21 protein-coding genes are annotated in these 18,046 nt (G+C 67.2%); 7 read left to right on the plus strand and 14 right to left on the minus strand.

Annotated features, from left to right (window positions below; all coding sequences use genetic code 11):
- Positions 1–9: 9 nt before the first annotated feature.
- Both DMO17_RS09700 and DMO17_RS09705 read right to left on the minus strand, forming a co-directional pair.
- A complete protein-coding gene (locus DMO17_RS09700; protein ID WP_110682367.1) occupies positions 10–1,392 on the minus strand; it encodes a sensor histidine kinase in 1,383 nt (460 codons plus the stop codon).
- Position 1,393: 1 nt separating this feature from the next.
- Complete coding sequence (locus DMO17_RS09705) at positions 1,394–2,065, minus strand: response regulator (protein ID WP_110682280.1); 672 nt, start codon at positions 2,063–2,065, stop codon at positions 1,394–1,396.
- A gap of 209 nt (positions 2,066–2,274) precedes the next feature.
- Between DMO17_RS09705 and DMO17_RS09710 the strand changes: the two genes are divergently transcribed.
- The 5 genes from DMO17_RS09710 to DMO17_RS09730 all read left to right on the plus strand — a co-directional run bounded on the left by DMO17_RS09710 (position 2,275) and on the right by DMO17_RS09730 (position 7,643).
- Positions 2,275–3,525: an OprD family porin gene (locus DMO17_RS09710; protein WP_110682281.1), complete on the plus strand. Its 1,251-nt coding sequence runs from the start codon at positions 2,275–2,277 to the stop codon at positions 3,523–3,525.
- 30 nt (positions 3,526–3,555) lie between these two features.
- On the plus strand, positions 3,556–4,530 hold the full coding sequence (locus DMO17_RS09715) for a Bug family tripartite tricarboxylate transporter substrate binding protein (RefSeq protein ID WP_110682282.1): 975 nt from the start codon (positions 3,556–3,558) through the stop codon (positions 4,528–4,530).
- Positions 4,531–4,677: 147 nt separating this feature from the next.
- Positions 4,678–5,124: a tripartite tricarboxylate transporter TctB family protein gene (locus DMO17_RS09720; RefSeq protein ID WP_110682283.1), complete on the plus strand. Its 447-nt coding sequence runs from the start codon at positions 4,678–4,680 to the stop codon at positions 5,122–5,124.
- A 1-nt stretch (position 5,125) separates the two neighbouring features.
- Positions 5,126–6,634, plus strand: coding sequence for a tripartite tricarboxylate transporter permease (locus tag DMO17_RS09725; protein WP_110682284.1), 1,509 nt, complete (start codon positions 5,126–5,128; stop codon positions 6,632–6,634).
- Entirely contained in the window at positions 6,618–7,643 is a 1,026-nt protein-coding gene (locus DMO17_RS09730) for an AbrB family transcriptional regulator (RefSeq protein WP_375538013.1), read from the plus strand. The genes DMO17_RS09725 and DMO17_RS09730 overlap by 17 nt, the downstream gene beginning before the upstream one ends.
- A gap of 102 nt (positions 7,644–7,745) precedes the next feature.
- Here the strand turns inward: DMO17_RS09730 and ccoM are convergent, their stop codons facing one another.
- The 4 genes from ccoM to DMO17_RS09740 form a co-directional block, all read right to left on the minus strand.
- Positions 7,746–7,871: a cytochrome c oxidase subunit CcoM gene (ccoM, locus tag DMO17_RS19845; protein WP_258371511.1), complete on the minus strand. Its 126-nt coding sequence runs from the start codon at positions 7,869–7,871 to the stop codon at positions 7,746–7,748.
- A gap of 142 nt (positions 7,872–8,013) precedes the next feature.
- Complete coding sequence (locus DMO17_RS19715) at positions 8,014–8,172, minus strand: hypothetical protein (RefSeq protein WP_181418760.1); 159 nt, start codon at positions 8,170–8,172, stop codon at positions 8,014–8,016.
- A complete protein-coding gene (locus DMO17_RS09735; protein ID WP_110682285.1) occupies positions 8,169–8,771 on the minus strand; it encodes an alpha-ketoglutarate-dependent dioxygenase AlkB family protein in 603 nt (200 codons plus the stop codon). Before DMO17_RS09735 ends, DMO17_RS19715 begins: the two co-directional genes overlap by 4 nt.
- Before the next feature lie 40 nt (positions 8,772–8,811).
- Entirely contained in the window at positions 8,812–9,111 is a 300-nt protein-coding gene (locus DMO17_RS09740; RefSeq protein WP_110682286.1) for an aspartate-semialdehyde dehydrogenase, read from the minus strand.
- Between the two features lie 164 nt (positions 9,112–9,275).
- Between DMO17_RS09740 and rapA the strand changes: the two genes are divergently transcribed.
- Positions 9,276–12,125, plus strand: coding sequence for an RNA polymerase-associated protein RapA (rapA, locus tag DMO17_RS09745; protein ID WP_110682287.1), 2,850 nt, complete (start codon positions 9,276–9,278; stop codon positions 12,123–12,125).
- Positions 12,126–12,186: 61 nt separating this feature from the next.
- Here rapA and DMO17_RS09750 read toward each other — a convergent pair whose 3' ends face one another.
- The gene (locus tag DMO17_RS09750) at positions 12,187–12,996 is read right to left on the minus strand and encodes an SDR family oxidoreductase (RefSeq protein ID WP_110682288.1); all 810 of its coding nucleotides are present in this window, start codon (positions 12,994–12,996) and stop codon (positions 12,187–12,189) included.
- Positions 12,997–13,098: 102 nt separating this feature from the next.
- Positions 13,099–13,461: a DUF2784 domain-containing protein gene (locus DMO17_RS09755; RefSeq protein ID WP_110682289.1), complete on the minus strand. Its 363-nt coding sequence runs from the start codon at positions 13,459–13,461 to the stop codon at positions 13,099–13,101.
- 282 nt (positions 13,462–13,743) lie between these two features.
- On the opposite strand from DMO17_RS09755, the gene bfr reads away from it, so the two are divergent.
- A complete protein-coding gene (gene bfr / locus DMO17_RS09760; RefSeq protein ID WP_110682290.1) occupies positions 13,744–14,214 on the plus strand; it encodes a bacterioferritin in 471 nt (156 codons plus the stop codon).
- A 45-nt stretch (positions 14,215–14,259) separates the two neighbouring features.
- Here bfr and DMO17_RS09765 read toward each other — a convergent pair whose 3' ends face one another.
- Genes DMO17_RS09765 through DMO17_RS09790 form a run of 6 tightly spaced genes read right to left on the minus strand, consistent with a single transcriptional unit; the run spans position 14,260 to position 18,045 of the window.
- Entirely contained in the window at positions 14,260–14,811 is a 552-nt protein-coding gene (locus tag DMO17_RS09765) for a hypothetical protein (protein ID WP_110682291.1), read from the minus strand.
- A gap of 26 nt (positions 14,812–14,837) precedes the next feature.
- The gene (locus tag DMO17_RS09770) at positions 14,838–15,521 is read right to left on the minus strand and encodes a TadE family protein (protein ID WP_181418761.1); all 684 of its coding nucleotides are present in this window, start codon (positions 15,519–15,521) and stop codon (positions 14,838–14,840) included.
- 1 nt (position 15,522) lies between these two features.
- The gene (locus DMO17_RS09775) at positions 15,523–15,966 is read right to left on the minus strand and encodes a tetratricopeptide repeat protein (protein ID WP_110682293.1); all 444 of its coding nucleotides are present in this window, start codon (positions 15,964–15,966) and stop codon (positions 15,523–15,525) included.
- Positions 15,954–16,310 carry a DUF192 domain-containing protein gene (locus tag DMO17_RS09780; protein ID WP_110682294.1) on the minus strand — a complete coding sequence of 119 codons (357 nt, stop codon included), beginning with the start codon at positions 16,308–16,310 and terminating at the stop codon, positions 15,954–15,956. The genes DMO17_RS09775 and DMO17_RS09780 overlap by 13 nt, the downstream gene beginning before the upstream one ends.
- Complete coding sequence (locus tag DMO17_RS09785; protein ID WP_110682295.1) at positions 16,310–17,188, minus strand: type II secretion system F family protein; 879 nt, start codon at positions 17,186–17,188, stop codon at positions 16,310–16,312. The genes DMO17_RS09780 and DMO17_RS09785 overlap by 1 nt, the downstream gene beginning before the upstream one ends.
- Positions 17,188–18,045 (minus strand): type II secretion system F family protein, encoded by an 858-nt coding sequence (locus DMO17_RS09790; RefSeq protein WP_181418762.1) that lies wholly within the window; start codon positions 18,043–18,045, stop codon positions 17,188–17,190. The genes DMO17_RS09785 and DMO17_RS09790 overlap by 1 nt, the downstream gene beginning before the upstream one ends.
- Position 18,046 lies beyond the last annotated feature (1 nt).

The raw sequence follows: 18,046 nt of genomic DNA on the forward strand, positions 1-18,046 counted from the left end.
ACAAGGGCCCTAGGCCGGCGGAAAGCTCACCCGCACCAGCAGCCCACCGCCGGCGCCCCGTTCCAGCTCGACCCGCGCCAGATGGGCGCGACAGATCTCGCCGACGATGGCCAAGCCCAGGCCGGCGCCGCTGCCCTGCGGGTTGCGCCGGTAGAAGCGCTCGAATACCCGCTCGCGCTCCTCGGCGGGAATCCCCGGGCCGTCGTCCTCCACCTCCAGCACGGCCGGCCGGCATACCCGCAGCACCAGGTTGCCACCTGCCGGGGTATGCGCCAGGGCATTGTCCACCAGGTTGTAGACCAGCTCGTTGAGCAGGGTCGGCTCGCCCTGGACAACCACGCCCTCCTCGGCCTCCAGGGCCAGGGCGATGCCGCGCTGGTGCGCCAGGGGCGCCAGAGCCAGGCCCAGCTCGCGCACCAGCTGGGCCAGCTCGACCCGCTCGGCGCCGCCCTCGCTCACCGCACGCGCCGCGCGCTCGATACGCGCCAGCGACAGCAGCTGGTTGGCCAGATGGGTGAGGCGGTCGGTGCTCTGCGCCGCCTTCTCCAGGGTGCCGTACCACTGCTGCGGCTCGTGCTCGCGCAGGCCCAGTTCGATGCGCGCCTTGAGCGCCGCCAGCGGCGTGCGCAGCTCGTGGGAGGCGTCGGCGATGAACTGCGCCTGGCGTTCGAACTGCTGGCGCAGGCGCTCGGTGAAATGGTTGAGCGAGACCACCAGCGGGCGCAGCTCGTCCTGCGCCTCGACCAGCGGCAGCGGCCGCAGGTCGTCCGGCTGGCGCTCCTCCACCGCCGCGCGCAGGCGCTCCAGCGGACGCAGCGCAGCACTCACTGCCAGCCACACCAGGGCCAGGGTGATCAGCGCCAGCAGGCCCATGCGCCACAGGGTATCGAGCAGCAGACCGCGCGCCATGCGCTCGCGGGCCACGTCGGTCTCGGCCACGCGGATCTCCGCCATGCCGTTCATCCCCGGTTCGCTGACCGGCTGCAGCAGGCTGACCAGGCGCACGCCGACGCCGTCGAACTCGCCGTCGTAGAAACGCGCCAGCGCCGGGTAGTCGTCGGTGCGGGGGGTGCCAGGCGGTGGCGCCGGCAGGCCGTCGTAGCCGGACACCAGGCGCCCCTCGAGGTCGCTGACCTGGTAGAAGATGCGCCCCTCCAGGTCGTAGGCGAAGGGGTCCAGCGCCACATAGGGCACGTCGGCCCGCAGCAGGCCGTCCTCGGTATACAGGCCGTCGGCGATGGCCCGCGCCGAGGCCAGCAGGGTGCGGTCGTAGGCGTCGTCGGCCGCCGCACGGCCGTTCCAGTAGGCGCTCAGGCTGCCGATCAGCAGCGGGATGGCCAGCAGGATGGCCAGGCGGCGCAGCAGCCGGCCACGCAGGCTGCCGGCGGCCAGCTCACTCACCCACGGCCTCCAGCAGGTAACCCAGGCCGCGGAAGGTGACGATGCGCACGCTGTCGTCCTCCAGCTTCTTGCGCAGCCGGTGCACGTAGATCTCGATGGCGTCGGCGCTGGCCTCCTCGTCCAGGCCGAACACCTGGTCGGCCAGCTGCTCCTTGCTCATCACCCGCCCCGGCCGGGCAATCAGCGCTTCCAGCACGGCCTGCTCGCGCGAGGTCAGGTTGAGCGGCTGCTCGCGCAGGCTGAAGCGCCGGGTGCCGAGGTCGTAGACCAGTTCGCCGCAGCGCTGCTGCTGCTCGCCGCCCAGCACGCTGCGGCGCAGCAGGGCCTTGACCCGCGCCTCCAGTTCGCTCAGTTCGAAGGGCTTGGCCAGGTAGTCGTCGGCGCCCAGGTTGAGGCCGTGCACCCGGTCCTTGACCTCGCCACGGGCGGTCAGCATCAGCACCGGCAGGGTCTTGCCGCGCCCGCGCACGCGGGCCAGCACCGCGAAACCGTCGAGCCGCGGCAGGCCCACGTCGAGCACCGCCAGGGCGTAGTCCTCGCTGGCCAGGGCGTGCTCGGCGGCCACCCCGTCGTGCAGCACATCGACGGTCAGCCCGGCGCCACGCAGGGCCTGGGCCACGCTCTCGGCCAGGGGCAGATGGTCCTCGACCAGCAGGATTCGCACGGCAGCACACTCCGAAGTCTTGTCGTTATGCGCCGAGTTTAACCAGCGCGGGCGGCCTGTGAAGGGCGCCGCAGGTTTCTTTCACGCTGAAAGGCTGGCGAAAGTTTCGCCCCCTAGGATCGCGACCAGGGTGGCAAGAACCACCCGCGAAAACGCCGGCCGCGTGGTTGCCCCGGCGTGACAAGAACAACAATCGGAGACCACCTGCAATGCCTATTGCACTGCCCGCAAACCGCCTCGCCCTGGCGATTCTCGCCGCCACCTGCGCCTCCGGCGCCCATGCCGCCTTCATCGAAGACAGCAGCGCCAGCCTGACCACCACCAACATCTACCTCAACCGCGACTTCCGTGAAGGCGATGGCCAGAACAAGCGCGAGGAATGGGGCCAGGGCTTCCTGCTCGACGTCCGCTCCGGCTACACCGAAGGCAGCGTCGGCTTCGGCCTCGACGCCCTCGGCATGCTCGGTATCAAGCTCGACTCCGGCAAGGGCCGCAGCGGCACCGACCTGCTGCCGGTGCAGGACGACGGCGGCACCCCGGACCAGTTCGGTCGCCTCGGCCTGACCGCCAAGGTCAAGGTCTCCGAGACGGAGTTCCGCTACGGCTCGCACATCCCCGAGCTGCCGGTGGTCAAGGCCAGCGACAGCCGCCTGCTGCCGCAGGTGTTCGAGGGCGGCCTGCTGACCTCCAGCGACATCGACAACCTGAGCTTCACCGGCGGGCGCCTGGACAAGGTGATCGACCGCGCCTCGACCAACTCCGAGGACCTCATCCTCAACAGCAAGAACAAGCGCTTCGCCGGTGGCGTGACGGCCGAGCACATGGACCTGGCCGGCTTCGATTACAGCTTCGCCAAGGGCCTGACCGGGCGCTACTACTACGCCGATGTCGAGGACATCTACCGCCAGCACTTCCTCGGCCTGCTGGCCAGCCAGCCCCTGGGCGGCGGGACCCTGAGCGCCGACCTGCGCGTCTCGATCAGCGACGACAGCGGCTCCGCCCAGGCCGGTGAGATCGATAACAACGCCTGGAACGGCCTGGTCTCCTATGCCCACAGCGGGCACAAGGTCGGCCTCGGCTACCAGCACATGAGCGGCGACACCGGCTTCGCCTACCTCGATGGCAGCGACCCCTTCCTGGTCAACTTCGTGCAGATCAACGACTTCGCCAACGCCGACGAGCGTTCCTGGCAGGCCCGCTACGACTTCGACTTCGCCGGCCTCGGCATCCCCGGCCTGAGCTTCATGACCCGCTACATCCACGGCGACAACGCCCAGGTCAGCGGCAGCGATGAAGAAGGCCGCGAGTGGGAACGCGACATCGAGTTCAAGTACGTGGTGCAGAGCGGCCCGCTCAAGGACCTCTACGTGCGCCTGCGCAACGCCAGCTTCCGTTCCAGTTTCGCCCGCGATGCGGACGAGAACCGCCTGATCGTCGGCTACAGCCTGCCGATCTGGTAAGCCACAATAAAACTCCACAGGAGAATGCTGATGAAAACTGCCCTGTCCCGCATCGCCCTCGCCTTCGGCACCCTCGCCCTGAGCAGCCAGCTGCTGGCCGAGCCCAAGCGCCCCGAGTGCATCGCCCCGGCCAAGCCCGGCGGCGGTTTCGATCTGACCTGCAAGCTGGCCCAGAGCGGCCTGAAGGACAACGGCCTGCTGAAGGCGCCGATGCGCGTCACCTACATGCCCGGCGGTGTCGGTGCGGTGGCCTACAACGCCGTGGTCGCCCAGCGGCCGAAGGACGCCGGGACCATCACCGCGTTCTCCTCCGGCTCCCTGCTCAACCTGGCCCAGGGCAAGTTCGGCCGCTACGACGAGAACGCCGTGCGCTGGCTGGCCGGCATCGGCACCGACTACGGCGCCATCAGCGTGCGCGCCGACTCGCCCTACCAGACCCTCGACGACCTGGTGCAGGCGCTGAAGAAGGACCCGAGCAGCATCGTCTTCGGTGCCGGCGCCACCATCGGCGGCCAGGACTGGATGCAGACCGCACTGATCGCCCGCGCCGCCGGCATCGACCCGCAGAAGCTGCGCTACGTGGCCTTCGAGGGCGGTGGCGAAACCCTCACCGCCATGCTCGGCGGCCATGTGCAGGTCACCTCCAGCGGCCTCGGCGAAGTCACCCCGCAACTGGCGGCGAACAAGATCCGCGTCATCGCCGTGCTGTCCGACCAGCGCCTGCCGGGCAAGCTGGCCAACCTGCCGACCGCCAAGGAGCAGGGCTACGACATCACCTGGCCGGTGATCCGTGGCTTCTACATGGGGCCGGAGGTCAGCGATGCCGACTACGCCTGGTGGAAAGGCCAGTTCGACACCCTGCTGGCCAGCCCCGAGTTCGCCAAGCTGCGCGAACAGCGCGACCTGTTCCCCCTGAGCATGACCGGCGACGAGCTGAAGGCCTACGTGTTCAAGCAGGTGCAGGACTACAAGGCCCTGGCCGGCGAGTTCGGCCTGGTCCAGTAGGGAAGCTGCTGCGCTAGGAAAGGCTGTGTTGGAAGGCGGCTCGGCTCGGTCATTGGGTTGACCCAACTCCCTCCCCTCGCCGCCTTCCGCCTTGCCTTTCCGTCGCTCGCGACGCTTCCCGCCTCCCCCTATCACGAGGAACTCCTCATGTACGTCCGCCTGTTCGCCGCGGTGTGGCTGCTCGTCTGCGCCTTTCTCGCCGTGGTCGCCTGGGGCTTCCAGGCGCCCTTTTCCTACGACCCGGTCGGCCCGCGCGCCTACCCCCTGCTGCTGCTGAGCCTGATGGCCGTCGCCGCCCTGTGGCTGCTGTGCAAGCCGAGCGGCGAGCCGACCCCGCCGATCTCCTGGGCGCTGGCGCGCAAGGTCGGCCTGTGCGTCGGCGCCCTGCTGGCCTACGCCCTGCTGTTCGAGCCGCTGGGCTTCGTGCTCAGTACCGCCCTGGCCGGCTTCGGCCTCGGCCTGCTGTTCGGCGGCCGCCTGCTGCCCAGCGCCCTCAGCGGCCTGCTGATGGGCACCCTGCTGTTTGGCCTGTTCGACTACCTGCTGGACGTGCCGCTGCCGCTCGGCCTGTTCGCCGCTTTCGTGGAGAGCTGAAATGGAAACGCTGAATTTCTTGATGCAGGGCTTCGACGTGGCCACCCGCCCGGTCAACCTGCTGGTGGCGCTGTTCGGCGCCTTCGTCGGCACCGTGGTCGGCCTGCTGCCGGGCCTGGGCCCGATCAACGGCGTGGCCATCCTGCTGCCGCTGGCCTTCGCCCTCGGCCTGCCGCCGGAAACCGCGCTGATCCTGCTGGCTGCCGTGTACCTGGGCTGCGAGTACGGCGGGCGCATCTCGGCCATCCTGCTCAATGTGCCGGGCGACGCCGCGGCCATCATGACCACCCTCGACGGCTACCCGCTGGCGCGCCAGGGCAAGGGCGGCATCGCCCTGTCGCTGTCGGCCATGAGTTCGTTCATCGGCAGCACCATCGCCACCATAGGCGTGGTCCTGTTCGCGCCGATCCTGGCCAACTGGGCGGTGGCCTTCGGCCCGGCCGAGTACTTCGTGCTGATGGTGTTCGCCATCGCCTGCCTGGGCGGCATGGTCGGCGACAAGCCGGTCAAGACCCTGCTCGCCGCGCTGATCGGCCTGGGCCTGGCCACGGTCGGGGTGGACGCCACCACCGGGGTGTACCGCTTCACCTTCGACAGCATCGGCCTGTCCGACGGCATCCAGTTCGTCATCGTGGTGATCGGCCTGTTCAGCGTCAGCGAAGTGCTGCTGATGCTCGAACACACCACCAGCGGGCAGAAGGCGGTCAAAGCCAGCGGGCGCATGCTGTTCAACTTCAGGGAGTTCGCCTCGGTCTGGTGGACTACCCTGCGCAGCTCGCTGGCCGGCTTCGTCATCGGTGTGCTGCCGGGCGCCGGCGCGACCATCGCCAGCGCCATCACCTACATGAGCGAGAAGCGCATGGCCGGCGCCAACGGCCGCTTCGGCGACGGCGACCTGCGCGGCGTGGCGGCACCGGAGGCGGCCAACAACGCCTCGGCCTGCGGCTCGCTGATTCCCATGCTGACCCTCGGCGTACCGGGCTCGGGCACCACAGCGGTGATGATCGGCGCCCTGACCCTTTACAACATCACCCCCGGCCCGCTGCTGTTCGAGCAGCAGCCGGACGTGGTCTGGGGTCTGATCGCCTCGCTGTTCATCGGCAACGTCATCCTGCTGGCGATGAACATCCCGCTGGTCGGCCTGTTCGCCCGCATGCTCAGCGTGCCGAGCTGGATCCTGGTGCCGGCCATCACCATCGTCAGCCTGGTCGGCGTGTACGCGGTGCACAGCACCACCTTCGACCTGGTGTTGATGATCGGCCTCGGCGTGTTCGGCTACCTGCTGCGCAAGATGGACTTCCCGCTGTCGGCGCTGATCCTCGGCTTCGTCCTCGGCGAGCTGATGGAGTCCAACCTGCGCCGCGCCCTGTCGATCAGCAACGGCGACCTGGCGATCCTCTGGTCCAGCCCGATCACAGTGGCGCTCTGGGGCCTGGCCCTGCTGATGCTGGCCCTGCCCGGCCTGCGCTGGCTGCGCAAGCGCCGCGCGCTGCGTGCCGCGCATGCCTAAGTGGTGGCTCACGCCGCTGGCCGGTGCGGCCGGCGGCGCCCTGGCCAGCCTGATCGGCTGGCCTTTGCCGTGGATGGTCGGTTCCCTGCTCGCGGTGATCCTGCTGCGCTGCCTGGGCGGCCTGGACCTGCGCGAAGTGCCCGGCGCGCGCAAGGCCGGGCAGTGGCTGGTCGGCACCGGCATCGGCCTGCACTTCAACCCGGCGGTGCTGGAGCAGGTGCTGGCCCACGGCGGCCTGCTGCTGGCCGGCGCCCTGCTCACCAGCCTCACCAGCCTGATCGGCATCGCCCTGCTACGCGCCGCCGGCCACGACCGCGCCACCGCCTTCTTCGCCAGCATGCCCGGCGGCGCCAGCGAGATGGTCAACCTCGGCCAGCGCAACGGTGCCCAGGCCGGCGAGGTGGCGGCCGGGCAGAGCCTGCGCCTGCTGCTGGTGGTGCTGCTGGTGCCGGCACTGTTCCAGTGGTGGCTGGGCGCCGCGCCGGCCCTGGCGCACACGCACAGCCACAGCCAGCCCCTGGCGCTGGCTGCGCTGCTGGCCGGCGGCGCGCTGCTGGCCCTGCTTGGCCAGCGTTTGCGCCAGCCCAACCCCTGGCTGCTCGGGCCGATCCTGTTCGCCGCCGCCGGCGCGATCTGGCTGGACCAGCCGCTGAGCCTGCCGTCCGGCACCAGCGAACTGGGCCAGTGGCTGATCGGCAGCGCTCTGGGCTGTCACTTCAGCCGCGAGTTCTTCCGCCGTGCGCCGCGCTTCCTCGCCCTGGTGCTGGGCGCCACGCTGCTGGCCATGTGCGCCGCCGCCCTGGCCGCCGAGGCCCTCGGCTGGCTGGGCGCGCTGGATCAGCGCTCGCTGATGCTGGGCATGATGCCCGGCGGCATCGCCGAGCTGAGCCTGACCGCCGAGGCCCTGGCCCTGTCGGTGCCGCTGATCACCGGGCTGCAGGTGCTGCGCCTGATGTGCGTGCTGTTCCTCGCCGAACCGGCGTTCCGCCTCTGGCAACGCCACCCCTGAACCCACGTTTAGGCCCGCCGCGCGCGGGCCTCTTTTTCTGCGGGCAAAAAAATGGGCGACCGAAGTCGCCCCAAATGCCTTGCGTGCACTATTTCAGAAGGATCACTCGGCCTTGGCTTTGGCCTTCCTGTGAGCATCCTTCCAGATGAAGTAACCGACGCCGCCGAAGAAGGCGACCATCAGGGCAACTGTGCCGATCCCGGCGAGAACCACTGTATCGAGGAACATGGCGGCCTCCTGTCTGAGCCTTGTCTTGCATGGCTTCAGAGTAGAGGAGGCTGGCGGGCGGGAATTGATCCGGGTCAATAACCCGGAGGATGGGCGCCGCGACAGGGCGCCGCAGGTCGGCAGGAACCGGCGCGCAGGGGGCTCAGCGCTTCTTCGGTTTGCCCTTGGACTTCTTCTTGGCCTTGGCCAGCGGCAGGGCCTGTTCGAAGGCCTGACGCATCTCGTCCAGCTTCTTGTCGTGCAGGTCATGGATGCGCTTGCCGCGCTCGGCGGAGAAGTCGATCAGCTTGTCGTCGCTCATGCTCGGCCCCGGATCAGGCGAAAGGTCAGGTTGATGCGTGGCGCCACCGGCTTGCGGGTCTTGGCCACCTGATGCTGCCAATGATGCTGCGTCGCGCCGCGCATGACCAGCAGCGAACCGTCGGCCAGTTCCAGGGAGTGCTCGATGCGGCTGGCGCCCTTGCGCCGCAGGTCGAAACGGCGGGTACCGCCGAGGTTGAGCGAGGCGATCAGCGGGTCGCGGCCCAATTCGGGCTCGTCGTCGCTGTGCCAGCCCATGGAATCGTTGCCGTCGCGGTAATAGTTGAGCAGCACGCCGTTGAGCGGCTGGCCGGCCGCCTCCTGCACCCGCGCGCGGATCTCGGCCAGCAGCGGCGTCCAGGGCAGCGGTCGATGTTCCAGGCCGGAATAGCGGTAGCTGGCCTCGGCATCGCCGTACCAGGCGACCAGGCGCGGCACGGCGACAGGTCGCCCGTGGATGAACAGCTGCGGCTGCTCCCAGGGGGTTTCCGTAGCCAGCTGGCGGAACCAGGCGGTGGCCGTGGCGCTGTCGAGCCAGTGTGGCCGCAAGTCCAGCTCGGCACCGGGCAGCTCGATGAGGGGATCGGAGAACAGGTCCAAGGCGGTCGCAATAGGAGAGTGGGCTTGCATTGTCTGCCGATCAGACTTCCACATCCACCCACAGACCCTGGCGCGGCAGCTCTTCCAGCAGCTTCTCCTGCTCGGGGCTGGCGGCATCCAGTTCGGCCAGTTCCTCCGGGGTGTAGCCACGGCGCTGGCGCCGCCGTTGCTCCTCGCGCAGCAGTTCCTCGGCCTCCTGCGGGTGGCGCTTGTCCAGCTCCACCTGGCTCTCGTTGGAGCTTTCGTTGGCCGGGGTCACCGGCGGGATGTCCGGGCGCGGCTTGACCACGTCCTGCTGGGCGGTGACGGGGAGCAGACTGTGCGGAATGGGCGGTAGCATCGGGGTCTCCCTGGTTAACCCTGCTGTCGGCCGGACGGTCTCCAACTTGAACGCCCGCTCGCTACACTTTCGACTCGGGACGCACGCATTGATTCAGTACGGACGTCGCCCTCGACGCGGCGTTCCGCTAACATACGCGGCTTTTTTCGCAGCTGGGGCTTTTCATGGCAAGTAGTGGCATCGTGCAGTATCAACCGGGGCAACGCTGGATCAGCGACAGCGAGGCGGAACTCGGGCTCGGCACCATCCTCACTTCCGACGGCCGCCTGCTCACCGTGCTCTACCCGGCCACCGGCGAGACCCGCCAGTATTCCCTGCGCAACGCCCCGCTGACCCGCGTGCGCTTCGCCCCGGGCGACGAGATCACCCACTTCGAGGGCTGGAAGCTGACCGTGCAGGAAGTCGAGGACATCGACGGCCTGCTGGTCTACCACGGCTTCAATGCCCAGCACGAAGCGATCAGCCTGCCGGAAACCCAGCTGTCCAACTTCATCCAGTTCCGCCTGGCCAGCGACCGCCTGTTCGCCGGGCAGATCGACCCGCTGAACTGGTTCGCCCTGCGCTACCACACCCTGGAGCACCAGAGCCGCCTGCTGCAGTCCAGCCTGTGGGGCCTGGGCGGCGCCCGCGCCCAGCCGATCGCCCACCAGCTGCACATCGCCCGCGAAGTAGCCGACCGCATCGCCCCGCGCGTGCTGCTGGCCGACGAGGTGGGCCTGGGCAAGACCATCGAGGCAGGCCTGGTGATCCACCGCCAGCTGCTCTCCGGCCGTGCCAGCCGCGTGCTGATCCTGGTTCCGGAGAACCTGCAGCACCAGTGGCTGGTGGAGATGCGCCGGCGCTTCAACCTGCAGGTCGCCCTGTACGACGCCGAGCGCTTCGCCGAGAGCGATGCCAGCAACCCCTTCGAGGACACCCAGCTGGCGCTGGTCGCCCTGGAATGGCTGAAGGACAGCGACAAGGCCCAGGACGCCGCGTTCGCCGCCGGCTGGGACCTGCTGGTGGTCGACGAGGCGCACCACCTGGTCTGGCACCCGGAGAAGGCCAGCGACGAATACCGCCTGGTCGAGCAGCTGGCCGCGACCATCCCCGGCGTGCTGCTGCTCACCGCCACCCCGGAACAGCTGGGCCTGGAAAGCCACTTCGCGCGCCTGCGCCTGCTCGACCCGGACCGTTTCCACGACCTCGACGCCTTCCGCGCCGAGAGTGCCAACTACCGCCCGGTGGCCGAGGCGGTGCAGGAACTGCTCGACGAGGGCCGCCTGTCCGCACAGGCCCACGCCACCATCGGCCGCTTCCTCGGCGCCGAGGGCGAGGCCCTGCTGGCCGCCGTCACCGATGGCGACAGCGAGGCCGCCGCGCGGCTGATCCGCGAGCTGCTGGATCGCCACGGCACCGGCCGCGTGCTGCTGCGCAACACCCGCGCCGCCGTGCAGGGCTTCCCCGAGCGCCAGCTGCACCCCTACCCGCTGCCCAACCCCGAGCAGTACGCCAACCTGCAGCCGGGCGAGCACGCCGAGCTGTACCCGGAAGTCAGCTACCAGGCGCAGGGTGATGACGAAGCCTGGTGGCGCTTCGACCCGCGCGTCGACTGGCTGATCGACACCCTGAAGATGCTCAAGAAGTTCAAGGTGCTGGTGATCTGCGCCCACGCCGAGACCGCGCTGGACCTGGAAGACGCCCTGCGCGTGCGCTCCGGCATCCCGGCCACGGTGTTCCACGAGGGCATGAGCATCCTCGAGCGCGACCGCGCCGCCGCCTACTTCGCCGACGAGGAGTTCGGCGCCCAGGTGCTGATCTGCTCCGAGATCGGCTCCGAAGGCCGCAACTTCCAGTTCAGCCACCACCTGGTGCTGTTCGACCTGCCGGCCCACCCGGACCTGCTGGAGCAGCGCATCGGCCGTCTCGACCGCATCGGCCAGAAGCACACCATCCAGCTGCACGTGCCCTACCTCGAGGACAGCCCGCAGGAACGCCTGTTCCAGTGGTACCACCAGGCGCTGAACGCCTTCCTCAACACCTGCCCGACCGGCAACGCCCTGCAGCACCAGTTCGGCCCGCGCCTGCTGCCGCTGCTGGAAGACCACGCCGAGGGCGCCTGGAACGCCCTGCTGAGCGAGGCCACCGCCGAACGCGAACGCCTCGAAGGCGAGCTGCACAGCGGCCGCGACCGCCTGCTGGAGCTCAACTCCGGCGGCGCCGGCGAGGGCGAGCGGCTGGTCGAGGAAATCCTCGAACAGGACGACCAGTTCGCCCTGCCGATCTACATGGAAGAACTGTTCGACGCATTCGGCATCGACAGCGAGGACCACTCCGAGAACGCCCTGGTGCTGCGTCCCAGCGAGAAGATGCTGGACGCCAGCTTCCCGCTCGGCGACGACGAGGCGGTCACCGTCACCTACGACCGCAACCAGGCACTGGCCCGCGAGGACATGCAGTTCCTCACCTGGGAACACCCCATGGTGCAGGGCGGCATGGACCTGGTGCTGTCCGGCTCGATGGGCAACACCGCGGTGGCGCTGATCAAGAACAAGGCGCTCAAGCCCGGCACCGTGCTGCTCGAACTGCTGTATGTCAGCGAAGTGGTGGCGCCCAAGGCGCTGCAGCTTGGCCGATTCCTGCCGCCGGTGGCGCTGCGCAGCCTGCTCGACCCCAACGGCAACGACCTGGCATCGAAGGTCGCCTTCGATACCCTCAATGACCAGCTGGAAGCGGTGCCGCGGGCCAGCGCCAACAAGTTCGTGCAGGCCCAGCGCGACGTGCTGGCCAGGCAGATCAACGCCGCCGAGGCGAAGATCGCGCCGCGCCACAACGAGCGGGTCAACGAGGCGCGCCAGCGCTTCACCGCCACCCTGGACGAGGAAATCGCGCGCATGACCGCGCTGCAGGCGGTCAACCCGACGGTGCGCCCGGCCGAGATCGAAGCCCTGCGCAAGCAGCGCGAGAGCGGCCTGGCCTTCCTCGACAAGGCGGCGCTGCGCCTGGAGGCAATCCGCGTGCTGGTGGCCGGCTGACGCCCGCGCCCAAAACGAAAAAGGGGCAGCCTCGGCTGCCCCTTTTTCATGCCCGCACGAGTCAGGCGGCGCCCATCTTGGCGCGCATCTTCTCGCACATCTTAGTCATCTCGTCGTAGATCAGCTGCGGGTTCTGCCGCTTGATGGCCCAGGCCATGCGGCCCTGCTCGTGGGGCAGGATCATGAACTCGCCCTTGGCCACCTCGTCGTAGATGTAGTGGGCGATGTCGGTGGCGCTGATCGGGCTGCCTTCGAGCAGCTTGCCGACCTGCTGCTTCATCTCCGGGGTCGGCCCGCGGAAGGAGTCCAGCAGGTTGGTCTGGAAGAACGACGGACAGACCACGTGCACGCCCAGGCCCTCAGGCTTGAGCTCCACCAGCAGGCTCTCGGAGAGTGCCACCACGCCGGCCTTGGCCACGTTGTAGTTGCTCATCGCCGGGCCCTGCATCAGCGCCGCCATGGAGGCGATGTTGATGATCTTGCCCTTGCTGGCACGCAGCAGCGGCAGGAAGGCCTTGCAGCCCTTGATCACGCCCATCAGGTTGATCGACAGCTGCCAGTCCCAGTCCTCCAGGCTGAGGTCGGCGAACATGCCCCCGGCGGCCACCCCGGCGTTGTTGACCAGCACGTCGAGGCCGCCGAAGCGCTCCTCGCAGGCCTGCGCCACGGCGGTCAGCTGGCTGTAGTCGCGCACGTCGCAGCGCAGGGTGAAGCCGTCTCCGCCGGCCTCGCGGACCAGCTTCAGGGTCTCCGCCAGGCCCTGCTCGTTGACGTCGCACAGCGCCAGGCGCCAGCCCTCGCGGGCCCAGCGCAGGGCGATCTCGCGACCGAGACCCGAGCCGGCGCCAGTGATCATCATGCGATTCTGCATACTCGTATTGCCTTGTTCTGTGGTGAGGTTGGGGCGAGTGTAGCCAAGGCCATCCCGGACGCCCTCCAGCATCAGGACGCTGAATGACGACCCACAAGCACCCTAGCGCCGCAGGCGCCAGAGCAGCCAGGCATAGGCCGGCAGATTGATCAGCAGCACCAGGGCGCCCAGCCATAGCTGGATCTGCGGCGTCAGCCCGGCGGGGTAGATCAGCGGAATCAGGTAGTGCTCGACGAAACCGCCGGCGTAGCCGGCCTCGCCGGCGGCGCGACGCAGATCGTTCTCCAGCGGCGTCAGCGGGCAATACAGGTGCAACAGTTCCACTGCCGCCCCCCAGGCCGCCGCCGGCACGTGCAGCAGTGCCAGGCGCGGCCAGCGCAGCACCGCCAGGGCTCCGAACAGCACGAAGAGAATGAAGGCCAGATGCAATAACACCACGGCATCGGCCGCCAGCCGCAGAATCATTGCCGCGTTACTCCGATATATATTCCAGACAGTTGCGGTGCATTCTCAAACAATTCCATTTTGGAACTTCCATCCCTAGCGCCATGCAGCGGAAATATCTGGGAAATATCTCCCAGGCCCCGGAATTTATTCCGAACATTCAATAGCTTAGACACTCGATGCAGAAGTTAAACGTTCTTATTTATATTTAATTTCATATACAATTCAATTACTTACATTTGACGCAAACCAATGCCTGGCGCAGACTTCGGGTTTAACGACCACCCCTATTCGAGGCGCATCATGAAAGGCGACAAGAAAGTCATCCAGCACCTGAACAAGATCCTCGGCAACGAGCTGGTGGCGATCAACCAGTACTTCCTGCACGCCCGCATGTACGAGGACTGGGGCCTGAAGAAGCTCGGCGAGCATGAGTACCATGAGTCCATCGACGAGATGAAGCATGCCGACAAGCTGATCAAGCGCATCCTGTTCCTCGAGGGCCTGCCCAACCTGCAGGACCTGGGCAAGCTGCACATCGGCGAGAACACCAAGGAAATGCTGACCTGCGACCTCAAGCTGGAGCAGGCTGCCCTCCCCGACCTCAAGGCCGCCATCGCCTACTGCGAGACCGTCGGCGACTACGGCAGCCGCGAACTGCTGGAGGACATCCTCGAATCCGAGGAAGAGCACATCGACTGGCTGGAAACCCAGCTCGGCCTGATCGAGAAGGTCGGCCTGGAGAACTACCTGCAGTCGCAGATGGACGAATAAGCCAGCACCCAACAAAAAGCCCCGCACTGCGGGGCTTTTGTATTTTCAGCGCGCAGCAGTCGCCAGGGGTGGCGCCTTGGCCAGGCGCAGATCATCGATGATGCGCGTAGCCAGTGCCTCGACCTGCCGCTCGGTCATGTTCGAGAAGAAGGTTCCCCAGCCGGAGGAGCCCGTCCTGTAACTGCGTGCCCCCAGCTGGCGTCCCGACTGCAGATCGTAGTAGGCCACCCGCAGGTCGACCCAGGCATCGCCGGTGGTCGGCCCCAGGAAGCGTCGGCTCATCTGGCTCAGGTAACGGAAGCTGGTGACCTCGGCAGTCACCAGAACGCCAGGCAGTGTCAGGGTCGGCCGTCCCGAGACCGGTGTCATGCGGTACAGGGCATCGAAGCTCTTGTGATCGAGCTGGGCCTGCAGGCTCTGCCGCAGGTCCTGCCAGCGCGGCTCGCTCTCGGCGGGTGTACTGCCGCTCAGGTTGAGCACTATATTGCGCCGCTCCAGCTTGCCGACCTCCAGCTCCCCCGAACTGGACAGGGTATCCACCTGCGCCGCACAGCCCGTGAGCAGGGTGGCAGCAAGCAGCATGATCAAGGTGCGCATAAGGACTCCCCTTTAGATGATCGCCTTCACAGGCATTGCATGTCCGAACCACAGGCCGCATCGCGCAGAGCGGGTGACTGCATCCGCACCACGGCCTCGGAAGTGATGACGATGCCGCGCCGGCCGGCCTGGCAGATGTCGTCGTAGTTATCCACCGCATCGGCGGAAGCGCGGCTGAAGCTGCCCTCCACGCCTGCGCTGTTGAAGCTCGAGGCCGCGCTGAGCAGGCGATCGACTATCGGCACGACCAGCTTCAGGCAGTACTGCACGCGAATCTTCAGCAGGTTGGCATCCTGGATGCCGGTGCCCGGGCGATACATCAGGTTGTCGTTGGGAATGGCATCGGCGTTGGCTTCGCCATCCCACTCGCCATAGGCATCGAAATTGTTCTGCGTGGGGCTGATCAGGGTGATCAGCGCAAAGTTGTCCACTTCCGCCCCCGCTTCCTCGAAGGCACGCTCCTTGTCCGCATCGGTATTGCGATGCACGAACATCGGAGTCAGGCCACGGATCAGCCCGCGTCGCAGGCCGTCGTAGCTGGCGTTGTTGACCGCGCCCAAACGCGCAGCCTGGAAGGTGGCGTAATTCAGGCTGCTCTTGGCCGAATAGATGAACGCGGCCTGGATAGTGCCGAAGATCAGCATGACCAGCACCGGCAGAATGATCACGTATTCCACCAGAGCCTGGCCGTGCTCGCTGCGCCCGCGCATCTCAGGGCTCCTGGCGATCCAGCGGCACATCGAACGCCTGCAGCACCGCCTCGGCCTTCTGCGCCACGGGAGCGACACGCGGATCGTCTCGACTGATGTGCAGGTACATTTCCGCCACCGTGTGGCCAACGCCCTGCAGCTGCAGATAGACCAGGTTGTGCCAGGCCTTGGCGTGCTTGGAGTCACGTACCACGGCCTCGCGATAGGCCTGGATGGCACCCTCGACATCGCCCTGCTTGGCCAGGCTGTTGCCCAGGCGATAGCGCATCTCGGCATCCTGCGGCAGTTCCTCGGCCAGGGCCCGGTAGCCACGGGTTGAGCGAGCGAAATCGCCACGGTTATAGGCTTCGGCGGCCTCCCGTTGCACCTGCAGCAAATCGCCACTCGGCAGGCCGGCACAACCGCACAGGGCCAGCACCAGGCCACAGAAAATCAGGCCACGCATGAGATCACATCCCCTTCACGTATGTTCAATCTTTGCACCTCACCGCTGGCCATCTCGACCACGCTGCGCGCGCCCCGACAAGCCGCCATGCGCCAGGGTCGCAGGCTCGCCACAGACTTGAGTACCCGCCCATCGCCATCGAGAAACAGCACATCGATGCGGTAACGCATGAACCAGCAGTGTACGGCGCTGCAGGGCTTGAGCCAGAGGCCATGCCCGGGCAGTGGCTGGGCCCGGCCGAGCAGGCCACGGGCACGCCGCAACAGATCGAAGGCTGCCAGCAGGCGCAACTCCGTCAGCGGCTCGCCAGCACGCAACACGCGCACTTGCAGGTGACGCGCCATCAGCCCTGCCCCATGAACTTCACCACGATGGGGAACAGCAGGATCACGAAAGTCAGCGGGAAGATGAACAGGATCAGCGGGATGATCAGCTTCACGGGGGCCTGCATGGCGGTTTTCTCGGCACGCTGGAAGCGCTCCTCCAGACGCTGTTGGGCCTGGATCTGCAACGTCGTCTTGAGACTCGACCCCATCTTCTCGGCCTGGATCACCGCACGCACGAAGGTGCTGATGTCCTTCAGGTTGACCCGCTGCTCCATCCGGGTCAGCGCCTCGGCACGCGGCAGGCCGGAACGGATATCGCGCAGGACGATGCGGAACTCGTTCTTCATCGCGCCGTTGGGCCCCTTCTCCACCGCCTGCTGCAGGGCACCGAGAAAATTCAGACCGGCGTCCACGCACATGGTCAGGTATTCGAGGAATACCGGCAGGTTGCGCACGATGTCGCGGTCACGACGATTGCGCGTGTCGTTGATCCACAGCTCCGGCAGCACCGCACCGAGCACCATCATCAGCAGCAGGACCGGCCACATGATGCCGCTCTTGCCGCTGACCATGGGCAGCAGGGCGATCACCGGCAGAAGGATGGCCAGACTCAGGCTCAGGCCGAAGTAGTCCTCCGGGGTCAACACATAGAGCGCCCCCGTGCGCTGCAGGCGTTTGTCCAGCCAGTCGAGGAACTTGGGTGGCAGCATCGAGCCGACAAAGTAGGAAACCAGTCGCACCAGCGGCCATACCGGCTTCATCAGCGGTGGCACCGGGTCCATGTAGGCGCGGTTCTCTTCCGGCAGAAAGCGGAACAGCGCCATGAACACCAGGATGAAGCAGGTCACCGCGACGCCGGTGCCGGCGCCGCTGAGCAGGGCAAGCAATTCACTCATCAGGCGTCGATCCGGGTGATTTTCTTGATGAAGGTGAAGCCGAGGATCTCCATCACCACCATCACCGCCAGCACGGCCAAGCCCATGCGGGTGGTGTACAGCTGGCTCATGGCCTCGGGTTCGATGGCGCTGAGGATGCCGGCGAGAAAGATCGGCAGCATGGCCATGAAGATGCCCTGGGCGCGGCCCTGGGATGTGAGGCTATCGATCTTGCCTTCCATCACCTTCTTGCGCCGCAGGGTGGTGGCCATGCCGTTGATGGTCTCGACCAGGTTGCCACCCACCTCGCGACTGATACGCACCGCCGAGCTGGCCATGATGAAGCTGGGCAGCGGAATGCGCTCCTCCATCTTCACCAGGGCGTCCTCCAGGGTCACGCCCAGGCGCAGTTTCTTCACCAGCAGGCCGAATTCCTGGCTCAGGGGTGCCGGTGATTGCTGCACCACGTTCTCCAGCGCCATGTTCAGACTGGCGCCGGACTGCAGGCTGCTGGACAGCAGCATGAAGGCATCCGGCAGCTGCTCCTCGAACTTCATCAGGCGCTTGCGCTTGAGCGTCTTGAACACGACGCGCGGCACGAACAGGGCCAGTAGCGCGCCGGTGGCGGTGATCACCAGGATGTCGAACAGCACATGCAGGAACAGCGGCACGAACACCAGCAGCATCAGGTTGAACACGAACAGCTGCTGGCCGCTGGCGAAGATGAACATGTCGGCCAGTTCCACTTCGGCGCTGGCACTGAACTGGCGCCGGTAGAAGCTCAGGTTGGCCAGGATCACCCGGCCGAAGATCAGCGCCAGGCAGAAGGCGCACAGGGCCACGGCGGCCACGCAGAGGATCAGCATCAATCCGCTCATG

Source organism: Aquipseudomonas alcaligenes (assembly GCF_003205495.1).
GTDB lineage: Bacteria > Pseudomonadota > Gammaproteobacteria > Pseudomonadales > Pseudomonadaceae > Aquipseudomonas > Aquipseudomonas alcaligenes_B.